Origin of the sequence: Pseudomonas syringae (assembly GCF_000737245.1) — a bacterium.
Taxonomy (GTDB): Bacteria; Pseudomonadota; Gammaproteobacteria; order Pseudomonadales; family Pseudomonadaceae; genus Aquipseudomonas; species Aquipseudomonas syringae_J.
Genome location: NZ_JPQU01000011.1, coordinates 37,469 through 54,787 on the forward strand (window position 1 = coordinate 37,469; position 17,319 = coordinate 54,787).

The 17,319-nt window shown below is 57.3% G+C and carries 15 protein-coding genes; 9 read left to right on the forward strand and 6 right to left on the reverse strand.

Annotation, left to right across the window (positions count from 1 at the left end):
- Positions 1-121 precede the first annotated feature (121 nt).
- Both IV01_RS0124385 and IV01_RS24230 read right to left on the reverse strand, forming a co-directional pair.
- Positions 122-1,672: an HET-C-related protein gene (locus IV01_RS0124385; RefSeq protein WP_050507242.1), complete on the reverse strand. Its 1,551-nt coding sequence runs from the start codon at positions 1,670-1,672 to the stop codon at positions 122-124.
- Positions 1,673-1,967: 295 nt separating this feature from the next.
- Positions 1,968-2,681 carry an SIMPL domain-containing protein gene (locus tag IV01_RS24230; RefSeq protein WP_032624872.1) on the reverse strand — a complete coding sequence of 238 codons (714 nt, stop codon included), beginning with the start codon at positions 2,679-2,681 and terminating at the stop codon, positions 1,968-1,970.
- A 236-nt stretch (positions 2,682-2,917) separates the two neighbouring features.
- On the opposite strand from IV01_RS24230, the gene IV01_RS24225 reads away from it, so the two are divergent.
- From IV01_RS24225 to garD, 7 genes are all read left to right on the forward strand, one after another.
- Entirely contained in the window at positions 2,918-4,177 is a 1,260-nt protein-coding gene (locus IV01_RS24225) for an ATP-binding protein (RefSeq protein WP_032624874.1), read from the forward strand.
- Positions 4,174-4,734, forward strand: a complete 561-nt coding sequence (locus IV01_RS24220; protein ID WP_032624876.1) for a response regulator transcription factor — start codon at positions 4,174-4,176, stop codon at positions 4,732-4,734. The genes IV01_RS24225 and IV01_RS24220 overlap by 4 nt, the downstream gene beginning before the upstream one ends.
- 86 nt (positions 4,735-4,820) lie before the next feature.
- The gene (locus IV01_RS24215) at positions 4,821-6,557 is read left to right on the forward strand and encodes an ABC transporter ATP-binding protein/permease (RefSeq protein WP_032624878.1); all 1,737 of its coding nucleotides are present in this window, start codon (positions 4,821-4,823) and stop codon (positions 6,555-6,557) included.
- 94 nt (positions 6,558-6,651) lie between these two features.
- Complete coding sequence (locus tag IV01_RS24210; protein ID WP_032624881.1) at positions 6,652-7,401, forward strand: FadR/GntR family transcriptional regulator; 750 nt, start codon at positions 6,652-6,654, stop codon at positions 7,399-7,401.
- 624 nt (positions 7,402-8,025) lie between these two features.
- Entirely contained in the window at positions 8,026-8,937 is a 912-nt protein-coding gene (gene kdgD, locus IV01_RS24205; RefSeq protein WP_032625010.1) for a 5-dehydro-4-deoxyglucarate dehydratase, read from the forward strand.
- Between the two features lie 258 nt (positions 8,938-9,195).
- On the forward strand, positions 9,196-10,569 hold the full coding sequence (locus IV01_RS24200) for an MFS transporter (RefSeq protein ID WP_032624883.1): 1,374 nt from the start codon (positions 9,196-9,198) through the stop codon (positions 10,567-10,569).
- 10 nt (positions 10,570-10,579) lie between these two features.
- On the forward strand, positions 10,580-12,133 hold the full coding sequence (gene garD / locus IV01_RS24195) for a galactarate dehydratase (RefSeq protein ID WP_032624886.1): 1,554 nt from the start codon (positions 10,580-10,582) through the stop codon (positions 12,131-12,133).
- A gap of 94 nt (positions 12,134-12,227) precedes the next feature.
- Here the strand turns inward: garD and IV01_RS24190 are convergent, their stop codons facing one another.
- Positions 12,228-12,848, reverse strand: a complete 621-nt coding sequence (locus IV01_RS24190) for a Yip1 family protein (protein WP_032624888.1) — start codon at positions 12,846-12,848, stop codon at positions 12,228-12,230.
- Between the two features lie 225 nt (positions 12,849-13,073).
- On the opposite strand from IV01_RS24190, the gene IV01_RS24185 reads away from it, so the two are divergent.
- Positions 13,074-14,264, forward strand: a complete 1,191-nt coding sequence (locus IV01_RS24185; RefSeq protein ID WP_032624890.1) for a zinc-dependent alcohol dehydrogenase — start codon at positions 13,074-13,076, stop codon at positions 14,262-14,264.
- Positions 14,265-14,415: 151 nt separating this feature from the next.
- On the opposite strand, the gene IV01_RS24180 is transcribed toward IV01_RS24185, so the two are convergent.
- Positions 14,416-15,186 carry an alpha/beta hydrolase family protein gene (locus tag IV01_RS24180; RefSeq protein WP_032624893.1) on the reverse strand — a complete coding sequence of 257 codons (771 nt, stop codon included), beginning with the start codon at positions 15,184-15,186 and terminating at the stop codon, positions 14,416-14,418.
- Positions 15,176-16,294 carry a DUF3182 family protein gene (locus IV01_RS24175; RefSeq protein WP_032624895.1) on the reverse strand — a complete coding sequence of 373 codons (1,119 nt, stop codon included), beginning with the start codon at positions 16,292-16,294 and terminating at the stop codon, positions 15,176-15,178. The genes IV01_RS24180 and IV01_RS24175 overlap by 11 nt, the downstream gene beginning before the upstream one ends.
- A 193-nt stretch (positions 16,295-16,487) precedes the next feature.
- Here IV01_RS24175 and IV01_RS0124390 point away from each other — a divergent pair, with 193 nt between their 5' ends.
- On the forward strand, positions 16,488-16,667 hold the full coding sequence (locus tag IV01_RS0124390; protein WP_050507243.1) for a hypothetical protein: 180 nt from the start codon (positions 16,488-16,490) through the stop codon (positions 16,665-16,667).
- Between the two features lie 279 nt (positions 16,668-16,946).
- Here the strand turns inward: IV01_RS0124390 and IV01_RS24170 are convergent, their stop codons facing one another.
- Positions 16,947-17,144, reverse strand: coding sequence for a hypothetical protein (locus IV01_RS24170; protein ID WP_032624897.1), 198 nt, complete (start codon positions 17,142-17,144; stop codon positions 16,947-16,949).
- Positions 17,145-17,319: the final 175 nt, after the last annotated feature.

Consider the following 17,319-nt stretch of genomic DNA (forward strand, 5'->3'; position numbering starts at 1 on the left):
CTCGCGAAGACATCGGTACAGACGACGAAGATGTGTTGAATGTACTGGCCTCTTCGCGAATGAATTCGCTCCACGCAGGCGCGTGGTCTTTACCGGCAGGTTTGGGGTGCGGTATCGCGGACTACTGCCGGCGAGTCAGGTACCACCCTATGGGGGTCTTCTTCCACAGTTGCACGATCGGATTATCTTCGCTCAGAAAGGTTTCCAGAAAGCTGCTGCCGTTCTCCTTAAGGTCTTCGAGTTGTCCAAGTGCGGCGTTGTACGCTTGCTGGGCAATCCTTTCCAACTCGCTTTTGCTTTCGGCCCTGCGGACCAGGTGAGGGTTTTTTGCTGCCCACTCCGCTACGAATTCATCTTGCCAGTGGCTATCCATTGGATGCTCGAAGTAGCCCGCTGCGACCAGCGCTGCATTGCCCGCGCCCGGTTTATCCAGCCATTGCTCAAGCATTACGTGTCCGACATGTTCGACAGCCTGTTGCGCCAGAATCGCCGCCAGCTCGTGCAGTGGATGTTCGGGGTGATCTTTGGCCAGCTGCGAATGTGACGGGTCAGTAAAGCCGTTGGTGTTCGGATCATCGAACTGGGTTTGTACGCCGCCGATGCTGTTACCCACCACTATCAGCAGGCCCTGCATGGCAAAACTGATGGCATTGTTGAAAATCTGCCCAGGCTTGCCGATGTAATGGTTGATCCGTTCGATGAATTCGGAGAAAGGTAGCTCGGCCCATTTGTCCCGAGCGTGGAGGAAGTCCTCAAAGGCCTTGAGATAGCTTTCGTTGGGATGTTCGCTGAGCAGAATCTGAATGATCTGGTCCTTCTCGTACCGCTCGCCGGACTGGATAGGTGTGAACACGGTGTCTTGGGTCGAGAACAGAATCTTGCCCAGCGGCGCAGCAAGGCTGGCGATCGCATCGGTTGAGCCAAACATGCCGGTGACCAGCGGCAGGCCGTGTCGACAGTTGGCTTTAGAGGTCCAGGGCAGAACCTTGGTGTAACCGAGTTTGATCAGACTGAGCTCGACGAAGTTGGAATGCGAGAAAAAATCTTCCAGAACATGCAGCCCGGAACCGAAAGCGCGCAAGCCGTCCGTGGATTCCAGACCTGCCTCGGCTGCATCGTCTAGTTCGGCTTTCATGACACTGGCGCTGCGATGCATATAGCGCTTCATTGACGTCTGGTAGTCGACCTGGAGCATCTTGTCGCCCTGCAAAACCCAAGGCTCGAAGTCTGCATCCCGGCTCTGTGGGTTTGCCGGATATGGGTCGATGACTTTCGGGTTATCGATATGCTCGCTGGGACGATATACGCCTAGCCTCTGCGGGGTGACCCTGAAGCGCTCGCGGTCGTTTTTCATCAGGTCGTGGAATTCGCGCACTGCCAGCACGTCCACAATCTTGGTCAGTGCATCCCGGGACAAGACGTCGGGAAAGTCTTTTGGCATGTGCCAGGCGCGAACGATTTTCGGGTCCAGCAGCTGCGAGTAGTCCCGCAGCCAGTTGCCGTAATAAATCGCTCTGAGCTCGTGATCTCTGAAGCCGACCCTTTTCAGGATTTTTTCAATGGAGCTATGGGTCGCTTTATGTTCATCGCCTTCGCCCGCCGAAAAGCGGAGTTCGATCCGCGGAGACTGCTTCTTGCTTTTATGTAGCCAGGTTTCAATTAGAGGATTCATCCGTGATTCCTTGTGGAAAGTGTTTTCAGTCAAGCGAGGGCTAGTTTAAGGCGACAGATTTTTTGGGGAATCAGACGGGGGAGTTGGGTGTTGTAGGACGAAGGGATGCAGGCGGGGTGAAGATGGAGGGAGATGTTGAGGTTGTTCTGTAGGATTACCCATCCAGACAGCCGCGCTGTCGCGAGAAAACACGGGACCCGTAGGAGCGCGCTTGCCCGCGATAGCGTTGGGTCAGGCGATAATTTTTTGGCTCAACCACCGCTATCGCGGGCAAGCGCGCTCCTACAAATGACGGTTACGGAATAGCGACTTCGATCGTGCCGTCTGCGGTCACAGTCACCTGACTGGTGCCCGCTTCAACATCAGGGGTCGGTGCTGCATCGGAGCGCTCGGCCTTCATCATCATGACCGGTGCGCGGAAATACGGCTGTGGGTAGCCGGAGGTGTTGAAGTTCAGGTTGACCAGCTTGTAACCGGTGCCGCCCAATGCATCGGTGACCAGTTGTGCGCGGGTGCGGAAGGCGGTGACGGCTTCCTTGAGCAACTCGTCTTCGCTGGCTTTGCGGGTTGGCGCAGCGATGGAGAAGTCCATGCCGCCCATTTTCATGTCGCCCAGCAGTTCGCCGGTCAGCTTGGACAAGGCTGCGAAATCGGCGCTTTCAAGGCGCAACTCAGCGCGCTCACGCCAGCCGGTGATTTTCTGACCTTTGTCGTCATAGACCGGGTAGCTGTTGCGATTGCCCTGACGGATGGTGACGTCTTTGACCTGACGCGCCTGGCCCAGAGCCTTGTTCAGTGTTTCGGTGATTTCGGCCGCCAGTTTGGCCGGATCGGTGTTCTGCGCTTCGCTGTACAGCGTAACGTTCATGAGGTCGCGGGTTACTTCCTTGTTGACCTCGGCATGCACGGAAACCTGGTTGTAATGAACCTCTTCAGCCATGGCCGGTGCGCTGATCAATGCAGCGGCGCCGAGGGCGAGAAGGGCTGCAGTAGGACGAAGGCTAAACATGTAAAACTCCTTGTTATGAGCAGGCCCGGGACGACGTCCAGCGGGCGCAAAGCCATGAGACTGTAAACGGCGTGTCGGGTTCAAGCCAGGCGGAATGCTTGTGCCACAAAACGTATCTGCCGCAAGACGATTAATTTCTGATGAAACTTGTAATGCTTTGAAGCACTTTTCGCAGTTTTGCCTGCTGCTTGGTTATACTCGCTGCGATTCGCCTGGAGCACTCATCAGGAGAGCTCATGCTCGCCCCCGTACAATTGCTGTCTGCTACTCGTCAGAACCTCTGGCGTCTGACTCTCATCCGCATGCTGGTGCTGGCCGCGCAGGCCGGTTCGGTCGGGATTGCCTACCTGTTTCATCTGTTGCCGCTGCCTTGGGTGCAACTGGCGATTACGCTCGGGTTCTCCATGATCTGGTGCATGGTGACGGCCATTCGGCTGCGCACATCGCTGCCTGTGACCGAGCAGGAATATGCCGTCCAGCTGGCGTTTGACCTGTTTATTCATAGTGCGCTGCTGTATTACTCCGGCGGCTCGACCAATCCATTCGTTTCTTATTATCTGGTACCGCTGACCATCGCTGCGGTGACCTTGCCCTGGCGCTATTCATTGATGCTGTCGGGTATCGCGCTGGCGCTTTACAGTTGGCTGCTGGGCCATTCCTACCCGCTGGACACCTATCCGATTTCCCGGGAAAACATGCAGGTCTACGGCATGTGGCTGAGCTTTGCCCTGGCGGCGGCGGTCATTACCTTTTTTGCCGCGAAGATGGCTGAAGAGTTGCGCCGTCAAGAGCAACTGCGTGCTGAACGCCGGGAAGAAGGCTTGCGCGACCAGCAATTGCTGGCGGTGGCGACTCAGGCCGCCGGTGCGGCTCATGAATTGGGCACACCGTTGGCCACCATGAGCGTGCTGCTCAAGGAGATGCGCCAGGATCACAAAGACCCTGCGCTGCAGGATGACCTTGAAGTGCTTCAGGAGCAGGTGAAACAGTGCAAGCAGACCCTTCAGCAACTGGTGCGCGCCGCCGAGGCCAATCGTCGTCTGGCGGTGGAAAAGCAGACCGTCAACCATTGGCTGGCCGAGGCGCTCAACCGCTGGCACCTGATGCGGCCCGAAGCCAGTTATCGATTCCAGTTGTTAGGCAAGGACCCTGCGCCCACGCTGGCGCCACCGCCGGACCTGACCCAGGCGCTGCTCAACCTGCTCAACAACGCCGCCGATGCCTGTCCTGAAGACCTGGAAGTGAATCTGGACTGGGACAGCGCAGAAATCTGTATCAGCATTCGCGATCACGGCCCTGGCGTGCCATTGGCAATTGCCGAACAAATCGGCAAACCCTTTTTTACTACCAAAGGCAAAGGCTTCGGTCTGGGTCTGTTCTTGAGCAAGGCCAGCGTGACCCGCGCGGGTGGCTCGGTAAAACTCTACAGTCATGAGCAAGGCGGTACGCTCACCGAGCTGCGCCTGCCACGTGACGCCCGAGGAGATGATGTATGAGTGACGAAATTCAGGTTGAAGGCGAAGAGCTACCGCATCTGTTGCTGGTTGACGATGACGCAACCTTTACCCGCGTGATGGCACGAGCGATGTCCCGACGTGGCTTTCGCGTCAGCACGGCGGGTTCTGCCGAAGAAGGCTTGATTCTGGCTCAGTCGGACATTCCGGAATTTGCCGCGCTGGACCTGAAAATGGACGGCGATTCCGGCCTGGTGCTACTGCCCAAGCTGCTGGAGCTGGATCCGGACATGCGCGTGGTGATCCTCACCGGTTATTCGAGCATTGCCACGGCGGTCGAAGCGATCAAGCGCGGCGCCTGCAACTACCTGTGCAAACCGGCTGATGCCGATGACGTACTGGCAGCGCTGCTGTCCCAGCATTCGGACCTGGACACCCTGGTGCCAGATAACCCGATGTCGGTGGATCGTTTGCAGTGGGAGCACATTCAACGTGTGCTGACCGAGCATGAAGGCAATATCTCAGCGACCGCCAGAGCGCTGGGTATGCACCGCCGCACTTTGCAGCGCAAATTGCAGAAGCGTCCGGTGCGTCGCTGAGCATTTTTTAGTCATGGATGATCGTGTCGAGCGTTCGCTGCCCACAGCACGAACGCGGAGCTTCACTACGAAGTCGAGTCATCACCATGAAGCGCAATGCCGAGTACAGCCCTGTCAATGACAGCGTGCAGGAGAAGTTCTTTTCCCGCGTCTGGAAACTGATTACCCCTTACTGGCGCAGCGAAGAGAAAGGCCTGGCCTGGATCCTGCTGATCGCCGTGATTGTGCTGTCGCTGTTCAGCGTGGGCATCTCAGTGGTCCTCAACAGCTGGTATCGGGATTTCTACAACGCCCTGGAAAAGAAGGACCTCGCGGCGTTTACGCAGTCGATCCTGTATTTCTGTGGCATCGCCACCGTCGGCATCCTTGGCGCCGTTTACCGCCTGTACCTGACCCAGATGCTCACCATCCGCTGGCGGCGCTGGCTCACCGAGCAGCACTTCAGCAAGTGGCTGGCGCATAAAAACTATTACCAGCTGGAACAGGGCGGTTATACCGATAACCCGGACCAACGTCTGTCCGAGGATCTCAATCAGTTCACCAGCAGTACCTTGAGCCTCGGTCTGGGCCTGATGAAGACAGTGGTCAGCCTGGTGTCGTTCTCGATCATCCTCTGGGGTGTTTCCGGAAGCATTGAGCTGTTTGGCATCACCATTCCCGGCTATATGTTCTGGGCGGCGTTTCTTTATGCGGTGGTGGGCAGCTGGCTGACCCATGTCATCGGTCGTCGGTTGATTCCTCTAAGCAACCAGCAGGAACGCTTCGAGGCGGATCTGCGTTTTTCGCTGGTCCGCGTCCGGGAAAATGCCGAGAGCATTGCGCTTTCCAATGGTGAGCCCAACGAGAATCAACGGCTCAGCTCGCGCTTCGGCAAAGTCTGGAGCAACTACTGGTCGATGATGGGGGTGCAGAAACGCCTGACGTTCTTCACCGCCGGCTATTCACAGATCGCGATCATTTTTGCTTTCGTGGTGGCTGCGCCGCGCTATTTTGCGGGCAAGATCGAGCTGGGCGAGCTCATGCAGATCAATTCTGCGTTTGGCAGCGTGCAGGAAAACTTCAGTTGGTTCATCGATGCCTATGCAACTCTGGCTTCATGGCGGGCGACCTGTGACCGGCTGTTGAGCTTTCGCCAGGCCATGGACCAGAACGAAGCCCATGTGTCGGCCATTGATGTTCAGCATTCAGGCAGTTCGCTGAGTATTCAGGGGTTGGCGTTGCAGCAGGGTGCCAGTCGTCAGCTATTGAATGACGCGAGCCTGAAGGTTGCTCCGGGTGATCAGGTGATGCTGAGTGGCCGGTCCGGCAGTGGTAAAAGCACGCTGCTGCGGGCACTGGGCGGTTTGTGGCGGGATGGCGAGGGCCACATCCGGTTGCCCGACGAACCTTATCTGTTTTTGCCGCAGAAGCCTTACTTGCCTATTGGCACACTGCGCGAAGCGCTAAGTTATCCACAGGCCGTTGAGATTTATCCTGCTGAACGTTTTGCTGAAGTGTTGGAAACCTGTCGATTGAGTCATCTGACGTCACGCCTCGATGAAAGCAATCATTGGCAGCGCCTGTTATCTCCCGGCGAGCAACAGCGTGCGGCGTTCGCCCGGGCGTTGCTGTATCAGCCGCGTTGGCTCTATATGGATGAAGCCACCTCGGCAATGGATGAAGAAGACGAAGCGCTGCTGTATCAGGCCGTGATTGATGAGTTACCGGATGTGACCCTTATCAGTATTGGCCACCGCAGCAGTCTCAAGCGCTTTCATCGACGGTTGCTGCGTATTGATGGCGGACAATTGCTCGAACTGCCCCATTCGCAGGCGGTTTTGTGATCGTTATCTGAGAATACAGTCGCTTTTACGAATGTGATCGTATAACTCGGTGAGCTATCATGACTTCTTTCCCTGGTTGAGATTGATGTTGGATATGGAAAATCAAAGCGCTCCTCCTCGCGCACGCCGCAAGCACCGCAGCCTTGCGCAGGAGCTGGTTACTGAACTGTCCGAGCGTATTCGCAGCGGGCTGCTCAAGCGTGGCGACAAATTGCCGACGGAATCGGCCATCATGGAAGAGCAGGGCGTCAGCCGAACGGTGGTACGTGAAGCTATCTCCCGATTGCAGGCCTCCGGGCTGGTAGAAACACGCCACGGCATCGGCACGTTCGTGCTGGATACACCAAGCCCAAGCGGGTTCCGTATCGATCCGGCGACCATCGTCACGTTGCGTGATGTGCTGGCGATTCTCGAATTGAGGATCAGCCTTGAAGTCGAGTCGGCCGGGCTGGCCGCGCAGCGCCGGACCGATGAGCAGTTGCTGGCGATGCGTAACGCGCTGGATGCCTTGAATGAAAGCGCGGCCCACGCCACTGATGCGGTGTCCTCGGACTTCCAGTTTCACCTGCAGATCGCGCTGTCCACAGGTAACCGTTATTTCACCGACATCATGACCCACCTGGGCACCAGCATCATCCCCCGCACCCGGCTCAATTCGGCGCGTCTGGCCCATGACGATCAGCAACACTATATGAATCGTCTGAGCCGTGAGCACGAAGAAATCTACGACGCCATCGCCCGCCAGGACTCCGACGCCGCCCGCGCCGCCATGCGCTTGCACTTGACCAACAGCCGCGAACGTCTGCGCCATGCCCATGAAGAGGCAGAGTCGCAGCGGGCTTGAGTTTGATTGTTCAGGCCTTATCGGATTCCGTGTGGGAGCGCTGCTTGCCCGCGATAAGGTCTCGGTGATCCATCTGCCGAACCGCGGCGCCTGTATCGCGGGCAAGCACCGCTCCCACAGGGAGTGCAGTCAGTCAGGCACACCGCATCATCGTTCTTCGCGGGCAAGTCGGAATGCGGCCCACTCGCTCCAACAGGTTCGGTGATCGTCTGTGGGAGCGGTGCTTGCCCGCGATGCAGGCGCCGCATGGTGTCAGGCACACCGCATCATCGTTCTTAGCGGGCAAGTCGGAATGCGGCCCACTCGCTCCAACAGGTTCGGTGATCGTCTGTGGGAGCGGTGCTTGCCCGCGATGCAGGCGCCGCGTTGTGTCAGGCACACCGCGTCGTCGTTATTCGCGGCAGGCGCGCTCCTACAGAGAGTCCGCAGTGATCATACGACCTTAGTCTAGCGACTTTCTCGCTAATCCCCATTCCTGCAGGGCCTTGGCTCCTATTTGTTACCGCTCATGGAAAAAGTTAAAAATCCCTGTTGAGTGAATTTAGTATCAGTTGTACGATGACTTACGACATCGGCACACAGCTGATGATCCTTTCACTTTTTGCTGCTCAGGGTGTTCGAATAATGAATCCACAAGAACTGAAGTCCATCCTTTCCCACGGTCTGCTGTCCTTCCCGGTAACCGATTTCAATGCCCAGGGCGATTTCAATCGCGCTGGCTATATCAAGCGTCTTGAGTGGTTGGCCCCATACGGCGCCAGCGCGTTGTTCGCTGCCGGCGGTACAGGTGAGTTCTTCTCCCTGGCAGCCAGCGAATACTCTGAAGTGATCAAGACTGCTGTCGACACCTGCGCTACCAGCGTACCTATCCTGGCCGGTGTAGGCGGTTCGACCCGTCAAGCCATCGAGTACGCTCAAGAAGCCGAGCGTCTGGGTGCCAAGGGCCTGTTGCTGCTGCCGCACTACCTGACTGAAGCCAGCCAGGACGGCGTAGCCGCCCACGTTGAAGCTGTGTGCAAATCGGTCAAAATCGGCGTCATCGTTTACAACCGTAACGTGTGCCGTCTGACCGCTCCGCTGCTGGAAAAACTGGCTGAACGTTGCCCTAACCTGATCGGCTACAAAGATGGCCTGGGTGATATCGAACTGATGGTTTCGATCCGCCGTCGTCTGGGCGACCGCTTCTCGTATCTGGGTGGTTTGCCAACCGCCGAAGTCTACGCAGCTGCCTACAAGGCGCTGGGCGTACCGGTTTACTCGTCTGCAGTGTTCAACTTCGTACCTAAGCTGGCCATGGACTTCTACCACGCCATTGCCAAGGACGATCACGTTGCCGTTGGCAAAATGATCGACGATTTCTTCCTGCCGTACCTGGACATCCGTAACCGCAAATCCGGCTATGCCGTGAGCATCGTTAAAGCAGGCGCGAAAATCGCTGGCTACGACGCAGGTCCAGTGCGTACACCGCTGACCGACCTGACTGCCGAAGAGTACGAAATGCTCGCCGCGCTGATGGACAAGCAGGGCAAGCAGTAACAGCCAACCAGGCATCAAACCGCTGAGCAATCAGCGGTTTTTTGCCATTGGTGATTCGCCCGCAATACACCTGATGATCTGCTGACAGCATGACCCTCGAAGGCCGTGGTCGGTGGCATCGGTTGCAACAATGCGTATCAACTGTAGGTGGGAGATGCCGCTGATAGCGACACATTCCAAGGGGCCGACAGGCGCAGTGACACCAGAAAACAGATTTACCCGCGCAAAAAAATAATTAGTGGGAGTTAACACACACAAATGCAAAAGTCCAAGCCGACTCACGTCCGCTATTTGATCTTGCTCATGCTGTTCCTGGTGACCACGATCAACTATGCCGACCGCGCCACCATCGCTATTGCCGGCTCCAGCCTGCAAAAAGACCTTGGCATCGACGCCGTTACTCTCGGGTTCATCTTCTCCGCTTTCGGCTGGGCCTATGTGGCCGGTCAGATTCCAGGCGGCTGGCTGCTCGACCGTTTTGGCTCCAAGAAAATCTACGCACTGAGCATCTTCACCTGGTCCCTGTTCACCTTGCTGCAAGGCTATGTCGGTGAATTCGGCGTCGGCTCTGCGGTAGTCGTTCTGTTCATGCTGCGTTTCATGGTGGGTCTGGCCGAAGCGCCTTCCTTCCCTGGTAACGCGCGCATCGTTGCTGCCTGGTTCCCTACCGCTGAACGCGGCACGGCATCGGCCATCTTCAACTCCGCACAATACTTCGCCACCGTACTGTTCGCTCCGCTGATGGGCTGGATCGTCTACAAGTTCGGCTGGCAGCATGTGTTCGTCGTCATGGGCGCCATGGGCATCGTGTTCTCGGCCGTGTGGATGAAAGTTATCTACAGCCCGCGCGAACACCCACGCATCAACAAGGAAGAGTTCGATCACATCGCCAACAACGGCGGCATGGTCGATATGGATCAAGACAAGGGCAAGGGCAGCGCGTCAGGTCCGAAATGGGACTACATTCGTCAGCTGCTGACCAACCGCATGATGCTCGGCATCTACTTGAGCCAGTACTGCATTAACGGCATCACCTACTTCTTCCTGACCTGGTTCCCGGTGTACCTGGTGCAGGAACGCGGCATGACCATCCTCAAGGCGGGCATCATTGCCTCCTTGCCAGCCATATGCGGCTTCATCGGTGGCGTGCTGGGCGGGATCATCTCTGACTACCTGCTGCGCAAAGGCCATTCGCTGACCTTCGCACGCAAGGCTCCGATCATTGGTGGCCTATTGCTGTCGACCTCGATTGTGGCCTGTAACTATGTTGATGTTGAATGGATGGTTGTGGGCTTCATGGCCCTGGCATTCTTCGGCAAAGGTGTAGGCGCGCTGGGCTGGGCTGTGATGTCCGATGCTTCGCCGAAACAGATCGCCGGTTTGAGCGGTGGCCTGTTCAATACCTTCGGCAACCTGGCATCGATCAGTACCCCGATCGTGATCGGCTACATCATCGCCACCACCGGCTCGTTCAAATGGGCTCTGGTATTTGTAGGCGCCAACGCCGTGGTTGCGGTATTCAGCTACATCTTCATCGTGGGTGAGATCAAACGCGTTGAATTGAAAGAGCCTCCAAGCAAGGGGCCACTGACTGGCGAGAATGCCAGCGAACTTTCTCAAGCTAAATCCTGAGGAAAACGTGATGAACCTGATTCAACATGCCGATTCGCCACGTTACATCCGGCTCCACGAGCTGGATAACGTGGTCGTGGTGGTCAACGACCAGGGTGTGCCAGCCGGCACTGAGTTTGACAATGGCCTGGTGACCATCGACAACGTACCGCAGAGTCACAAGGTCAATACCGTCGACATCGCCGAAGGCGAGCCGATCATCCGTTACGGGCACACCATCGGTTATGCGTTACAGCCGATTCCGAAAGGCAGTTGGGTCAGGGAAGATCAGTTGCGCATGCCATCGGCACCGGCGCTGGACAGCCTGCCGATGTCCGATGCAGTGCCAGCGCGCGGCGAGCCTCTGGAAGGTTTTACCTTCGAGGGTTATCGCAACGCAGACGGCACTGTCGGCACCCGTAACATCCTGGGTATTACCACGACTGTGCAGTGCGTGACTGGCGTGCTGGATCATGCGGTCAAGCGTATCCGTGACGAGCTGTTGCCCAAGTACCCCAATGTCGATGACGTTGTGGCGCTGACCCACAGTTATGGCTGCGGTGTGGCCATCACGGCCACTGACGCTTACATCCCGATTCGCACCGTGCGCAACCTGGCGCGCAACCCGAACCTGGGTGGCGAAGCCTTGGTGATCAGTCTGGGCTGCGAGAAATTGCAGGCCGGGCAGGTCATGCATGAAGGCGACAGCTCGGTAGACCTCAGTGATCCATGGCTCTACAAGCTTCAGGATTCCAGCCATGGCTTCAATGAAATGATCGAGCAGATCATGGATTTGGCTGAAGTCCGCTTGAAAAAGCTCGATCAGCGTCGTCGCGAAACAGTGCCGGCGTCCGAGTTGATTCTGGGCATGCAGTGCGGCGGCAGCGATGCATTTTCCGGCATCACCGCCAATCCGGCGCTGGGTTATGCCTCTGATTTGCTGTTGCGTGCTGGCGCTACAGTGATGTTTTCTGAAGTCACCGAAGTACGCGATGCCATCTATCTGCTGACCTCCCGGGCTGAGTCGCTGGAAGTGGCGGGCGAGCTGGTCCGAGAAATGGATTGGTACGACCGTTATCTGGCCAAAGGCGAAGCCGATCGCAGCGCCAACACCACGCCGGGCAACAAGAAGGGCGGGTTGTCGAACATTGTCGAAAAATCCTTGGGATCAATCGTCAAATCCGGCAGCAGCGCTATCAATGGCGTGCTTGGCCCTGGCGAACGTGTTTCCCGCAAAGGTCTGATCTTCTGCGCCACACCGGCCAGCGATTTCGTCTGCGGCACGTTGCAACTGGCCGCCGGTATGAACCTGCACGTGTTCACCACAGGTCGGGGCACACCGTATGGCTTGGCGATGGCGCCAGTGGTCAAGGTTTCGACCCGAACTGAACTGGCGCAACGCTGGCCGGATCTGATCGACATCGACGCCGGCCGCATCGCCACCGGTCGCGCCAGCATCGAAGACCTCGGCTGGGAGCTTTTCCACTTCTATCTGGACGTGGCCAGCGGCAAGAAGAAAACCTGGGCCGAGCACTACCGGCTGCACAACGACATCACCTTGTTCAACCCGGCGCCGATTACCTGACGCAGCGATCTGTAGGAGCGCGCTTGCCCGCGATTGCGATGTTTCAGCTAAAGGCTCATAGCTTGACACACCGCAATCGCGGGCAAGCGCGCTTCTACAAAAGCGCTACCGCCACCTCCCGCACATACTCCGGCATCAGGTGGTTGAACCAGATCAGGATCATCTCCACCAGGGTCGTCACCAGTAGCAAAAGGCCAATGCCCCACGCGGCAGTGGCGTATAGAAAGCCCTGGCCTTCTTCCAGGCGCATAAACGTCGTGATGCCCACGAACAGCAGAAACGTCGAATAAGCCCCTGCCAGACCCAGCACCGCAATCGCCAGCCAGCGACTTGGATAAAGCGCGGCGAGCCCTGCGATAAAGAAAGGCGTTGCGGTATAAGCGGCGAAACCAATGGATTGATTAAGCGTCGGCCGAGCGTCGAAGGTTCGTGACATCCAGCGAATGAAACCGCCCATCAGCACCGTTCCGAGCAGAATGCTCAGGTACAGCAATACACTTAATTGCAGGGCACTGCTGGCGTTGAGCCTTACTTGTTCGCCTTCGGCCAGGCTCCAGCCGACCATCGTGGTACCCAGATAAAGGCTGACCGGCGGGATCAGCGCCAGTAATAACAAATGCACTAAATATTGCCTGGGCGTTTTTTCTTCGTCCTGGCGAATGTCTCGCCACGCGTGTTCAGGGTGAGTGAACAACTTGATGAAGTGTGCAGTCATGACGAGATCCTCGTGCGTTGGCTAACGTTCGGAGTCAGTCGGTCCTTGTCCAAAATATAGATGTCGAGTACTCGTCAAGTTCAGGGTAACGGCTGAACGGTCGGTGCGCGGGGCGCGGACTACCGCTGGTCCCTGGAGGATTTAATCGGTCTGAACTTAGATACCGGCGTCGTTCTCCTTAATTTGTCGCTTGGCGTTATTGCTTACTTGAATAAGGAGAAACTTATGCGCGCACTTACTTATCACGGTGCCCACGATGTTCGGGTCGAGACGGTGCCGGATCCGGTAATCGAAGAGGCCGATGATATTGTTCTTAAAGTCACCGCCACGGCGATTTGTGGCTCGGACTTGCACCTGTATCGAGGCAAGATTCCGGCCACGGAGTCCGGTGATATCTTCGGTCACGAGTTCATGGGTATCGTTGAAGAGGTCGGCTCCAGGGTGACTGCGGTCAAGCCGGGCGACCGGGTGGTAATCCCGTTTGTGATTGCCTGCGGCAGCTGTTTTTTCTGTCAGCTTGATCAGTTCGCAGCGTGCGAAACCACAAACACCGGGCGTGGGGCGATTCTGAATAAAAAGGCGATTCCGCCAGGAGCGGCCTTGTTCGGCTTCAGCCATCTGTACGGCGGGATTCCAGGCGGGCAGGCCGAGTATGTGCGGGTGCCCAAGGCCAACACCGGTCCTTTCAAGGTGCCTGGCACTTTGTCGGACGAGAAGGTCCTGTTCCTCTCGGACATTCTGCCCACAGCCTGGCAGGCCGTACTTAACAGCGGTGTCGGCAAAGGCTCAAGCCTGGCGATATACGGGGCGGGGCCGGTGGGTCTGCTCAGTGCCGCCTGCGCTCGGATGTTGGGTGTTGAGAAGATTTTCATGGTTGACCACCACCCCTATCGTCTGGCGTACGCTCAAAGAACCTATGGGGTAATTCCGATCAACTTCGATGAAGACGATGATCCGGCAGACACCATCATTCACCAGACTCCTGGTATGCGCGGTGTGGATGGGGTGATTGATGCAGTTGGGTTCGAAGCCAAAGGCAGCACCACCGAAACCATCCTGGCCACGCTCAAGCTCGAAGGCAGCAGCGGCAAGGCGCTACGTCAATGCATCGCCGCTGTGCGCCGTGGCGGTGTTGTCAGCGTGCCGGGTGTTTATGCCGGGTTTATTCATGGCTTCCTGTTTGGCGACGCCTTCGACAAAGGCCTCACCTTCAAGATGGGCCAGACTCACGTGCAACGCTACCTCCCGGAGCTGCTGGAACACATCGAGAGCGGCGCGTTGAACCCCGAAGCGATCATCACGCACCGCATGTCGCTGGAAGAGGCTGCCGAGGGCTACAAGATCTTCGACAAGAAGGAGGAAGATTGCCGCAAGGTGATTCTGGTGCCGGGGTTTGATAGTCGGGTAAGTGCCTAACTGGCAGCAGCGCAAAACCCCTGTGGGAGCGAGCTTGCTCGCGAAGGCCATGTTCCGGACCCCATAAATCTATTTGGATGTACCGGCCCCTTCGCGAGCAAGCTCGCTCCCACAGGTAATCGCCAGGCCCGTTGCGTGAGGCTTTATATCCTCAGGAATACTTCGCCGAATGATGCGGGTAGTCCACAAGGCGGGCGCCGATGACCATTTCGCTGATCCAGTTGGTCAGCATCGAGCTGTACAGGCTCTGGCTCAGGTCGCTGCTCAGAGCGTGGTCGGCACCGTCTACCAGCCGATAGGTTAGCGAGTGGGCCTGTTCGAAAGCGCTGCGATAACTCATGAGCGTGGCATGGGGCACGTAGTCGTCCTGCTCGGACTCGATCAGTAGCACGTCGCCATGGAATTCCTTGCAGGCGGCCAGCGCACGATTGTCTGCGGCCGTCACTGCCGAACGACGATAGTGGGCCAGCTTGTCGCGATCCAGTTCCTGCTTGGGCATTTCCCAGTCGGCGTCCCAATACAAGGCGGGCACCCGCAACGCCAGCCATTTGACCGGGCGCATGGAACTCAGAATTGTCGCCAGATACCCGCCATAACTGCTGCCGATCACTGCAATGGCATCGCTGTCGACCGCTGGGTGGCTAACCAGTCGGTCATAAGCGGCCAGCAAGTCGTCCAGGCTTTGCTCCCGAGACACCTTGGCGCGCATCTCGTGGGTGCGTTCGTGGCCGCGTAGATCGAAGGTCAGGCACACGCAGCCAAGGCCGGTGATATTTTTCGCCCGCGCCAAGTCCCGCTGTTGGCTACCGCCCCAGCCATGCACGAACAGAATTCCAGGGATCTTGGCCCCCGGCGTCAGAATCGTTCCGGAAATCGATTGGCCATCTACGGCAATCTCGATACTTTCACTGCTAACGCTCATAAGGTTGAACCTTTGTAAATTTGCTGATGAAACCCACGTCCGGGTCGTCGCCTTCGTACAGCACGCTGGCATCGGCAGGGATTGTGGTTTCGCCATAGATTTCGTGGGTCGACGCGCAGATACGTCGCAAGTCCGGATCAGCGGCGAATGCCACCAGCGCCTCGACTTCGGCGGGACTCGCCCCCCCAATTCGCCAGGATTGCTCCAACACGCCCGAGCATCGTTCGCCTCTGGAGTTGGTGCCTTGGGCGATGTCGTAATTGCGGCGGGAGGCGATGAAGTCCGGGAAGGATTCGAAGGCGGCCTGCTCGTATTGCATGGCCTGGGTCACCGCACGGCGCACCGGTTCATCTAGATCCAGCAGCAGCAGCTGATCGTAACCGCCGCGCACTATCCACAGCGTGGAGCCGCCGTACACCGTTTCGCCATTATTGTCTTCGGTCAGGCACTGGCTGCCGTGATAGCTGGCGACGATACCGGCGACTTGCACCTGGCCAACGCTCAAGGTGACCACATCGGTGAGGTCTTCTTCGATCACCAGCCCCCAAGTGGCGACTTCCTGCATGTCCTGTTCGGCAATCGCCGCCGTCAACTCGCTCTCGTTGCTGGCCACGATCTGCCCGCGGCCAGCGGTGGCCAATACCGGTTTGATCCGGGCCGGGCCGTCCGCCAGTATCAATCGACCTGCCTTGAGGGCGTCGGCTTCATTGAATACCGTGAATCCACCCAGCACTGCGTCAGCGGCGTCTTCGTGGAACTGCCGCGACCAGCCGGGAGGCTGTGCGGTGGCATTCTTGAGCAAGGGGTGGGAAATGGCTTTGGTCGCCATGAAAGGCTGAGCGATAAGCCCGCCAAACAGATCATCAGCGGTCTGGATATTCAGGGCGCTGTTGTCCTGTTTGCCGATCAGTGTGTCGGACGGGATGTAATACAGATTCGGGGAGGTGTGGACGGCGCTGTCGTAGAGCCCTGAAAACTCGGTGCCTAGCAAGCCAGCGATTTTTTCCGCGAGCTTCTGATGGACAACCACTTCATGGGTCGCGAGTTTTTTGTGAGTGGGCAAAAGAACTACAGCAGCTTTTTTAATGCTCGTTCTTGATCCGCGCATGGGTGACTCCCTGTTCAGACCGGTTGCCTCAGCCACTCGGTCGATTGATACGGGCCTCAGTGCTCTGAATGGTTAGCGCGGCAGGAGTTCCTTGGCAGGGATGGGCGGTGGGGCTAAATCGAAGCGGTGCAATCCTTTTGCAACACGCAGGTGTTTACATCCCAGCCATGAACTCAGGCAGGGGAGTAATGTGATGTCGACGATCGCAAAATGGGCAGTGCAGGGTGTGGCGTTGTTTCTGTTCGCCTGGATGGCGGCGCTGGCGGGCCAATGGAACAGCGCAGTAGTGGAACAGAGCAGTTCTGACCGGCTATCGCAGTTGGGGGATTTCGCCAAGCATGATCGCAAAGCAGCCATTGCGAGCGCGGAGTGAGCCTGCTGAAATTCAATCTGTAGGAGCGCGCTTGCCCGCGATGAACGATGACACGGTATGCCTGACAAACCGCGTCACCCCTATCGCGGGCAAGCACGCTCCTACAGATTAGAGGATCCGATATAAACCCCAGACAAAAAAAGGCCCGCAACGTGGCGGGCCTAAGTGAGATTCAACAGGAGTGAAGCCAGACTAAAAGCGCGGGCGTGAAAACCTCGTGAAAACGATGTCGTAGAAACGGAAAGCCCGGCATTTGCCGGGCTTTTTGGTATTTAGCGATTAATGGCTGGGCGGCGGCGCCTGATTGGCAACGGCGGCATTGAACTTGCCGGGCAGCATGTGAGGAGCATTTATTCTCGCGGTCATCTTGTCCGCGAATTCCCGGGCTTCATCCCAGCTGCGACATTTAACCGGGTAATTGTCCAGCTTCACTATCCAGCTGGCGCCGTGAGTACCTTCTTCAATCTGGATAAGCATCGTACGCATCTCCATTAGTCAGTCGGGTGAACAGCATTACCGAGTGTTCGGCACATAAAAAGCAGTGAAATCCTGCGCCGAAAACGGGCCATGAGCTATCACAAAATGCGCCAAACCGATGAACGTATTAAGACAGCGCAATTTAGCCGAATCAGCGCCTCGTGACATGGCAGAA

Bases quoted from the DNA above. Each gene is read 5' to 3' on its own strand.
- IV01_RS24210 (WP_032624881.1), top strand. From the start codon at position 6,652: ATGGAAAATCAAAGCGCTCCTCCTCGCGCACGCCGCAAGCACCGCAGC.
- IV01_RS0124385 (WP_050507242.1), bottom strand. From the start codon at position 1,672: ATGAATCCTCTAATTGAAACCTGGCTACATAAAAGCAAGAAGCAGTCT.
- IV01_RS24225 (WP_032624874.1), top strand. From the start codon at position 2,918: ATGCTCGCCCCCGTACAATTGCTGTCTGCTACTCGTCAGAACCTCTGG.
- IV01_RS24190 (WP_032624888.1), bottom strand. From the start codon at position 12,848: ATGACTGCACACTTCATCAAGTTGTTCACTCACCCTGAACACGCGTGG.
- IV01_RS24215 (WP_032624878.1), top strand. From the start codon at position 4,821: ATGAAGCGCAATGCCGAGTACAGCCCTGTCAATGACAGCGTGCAGGAG.
- IV01_RS24175 (WP_032624895.1), bottom strand. From the start codon at position 16,294: ATGCGCGGATCAAGAACGAGCATTAAAAAAGCTGCTGTAGTTCTTTTG.
- IV01_RS24180 (WP_032624893.1), bottom strand. From the start codon at position 15,186: ATGAGCGTTAGCAGTGAAAGTATCGAGATTGCCGTAGATGGCCAATCG.
- IV01_RS24170 (WP_032624897.1), bottom strand. From the start codon at position 17,144: ATGCTTATCCAGATTGAAGAAGGTACTCACGGCGCCAGCTGGATAGTG.
- IV01_RS24220 (WP_032624876.1), top strand. From the start codon at position 4,174: ATGAGTGACGAAATTCAGGTTGAAGGCGAAGAGCTACCGCATCTGTTG.
- garD (WP_032624886.1), top strand. From the start codon at position 10,580: ATGAACCTGATTCAACATGCCGATTCGCCACGTTACATCCGGCTCCAC.
- IV01_RS24200 (WP_032624883.1), top strand. From the start codon at position 9,196: ATGCAAAAGTCCAAGCCGACTCACGTCCGCTATTTGATCTTGCTCATG.
- IV01_RS24230 (WP_032624872.1), bottom strand. From the start codon at position 2,681: ATGTTTAGCCTTCGTCCTACTGCAGCCCTTCTCGCCCTCGGCGCCGCT.
- IV01_RS24185 (WP_032624890.1), top strand. From the start codon at position 13,074: ATGCGCGCACTTACTTATCACGGTGCCCACGATGTTCGGGTCGAGACG.
- IV01_RS0124390 (WP_050507243.1), top strand. From the start codon at position 16,488: ATGTCGACGATCGCAAAATGGGCAGTGCAGGGTGTGGCGTTGTTTCTG.
- kdgD (WP_032625010.1), top strand. From the start codon at position 8,026: ATGAATCCACAAGAACTGAAGTCCATCCTTTCCCACGGTCTGCTGTCC.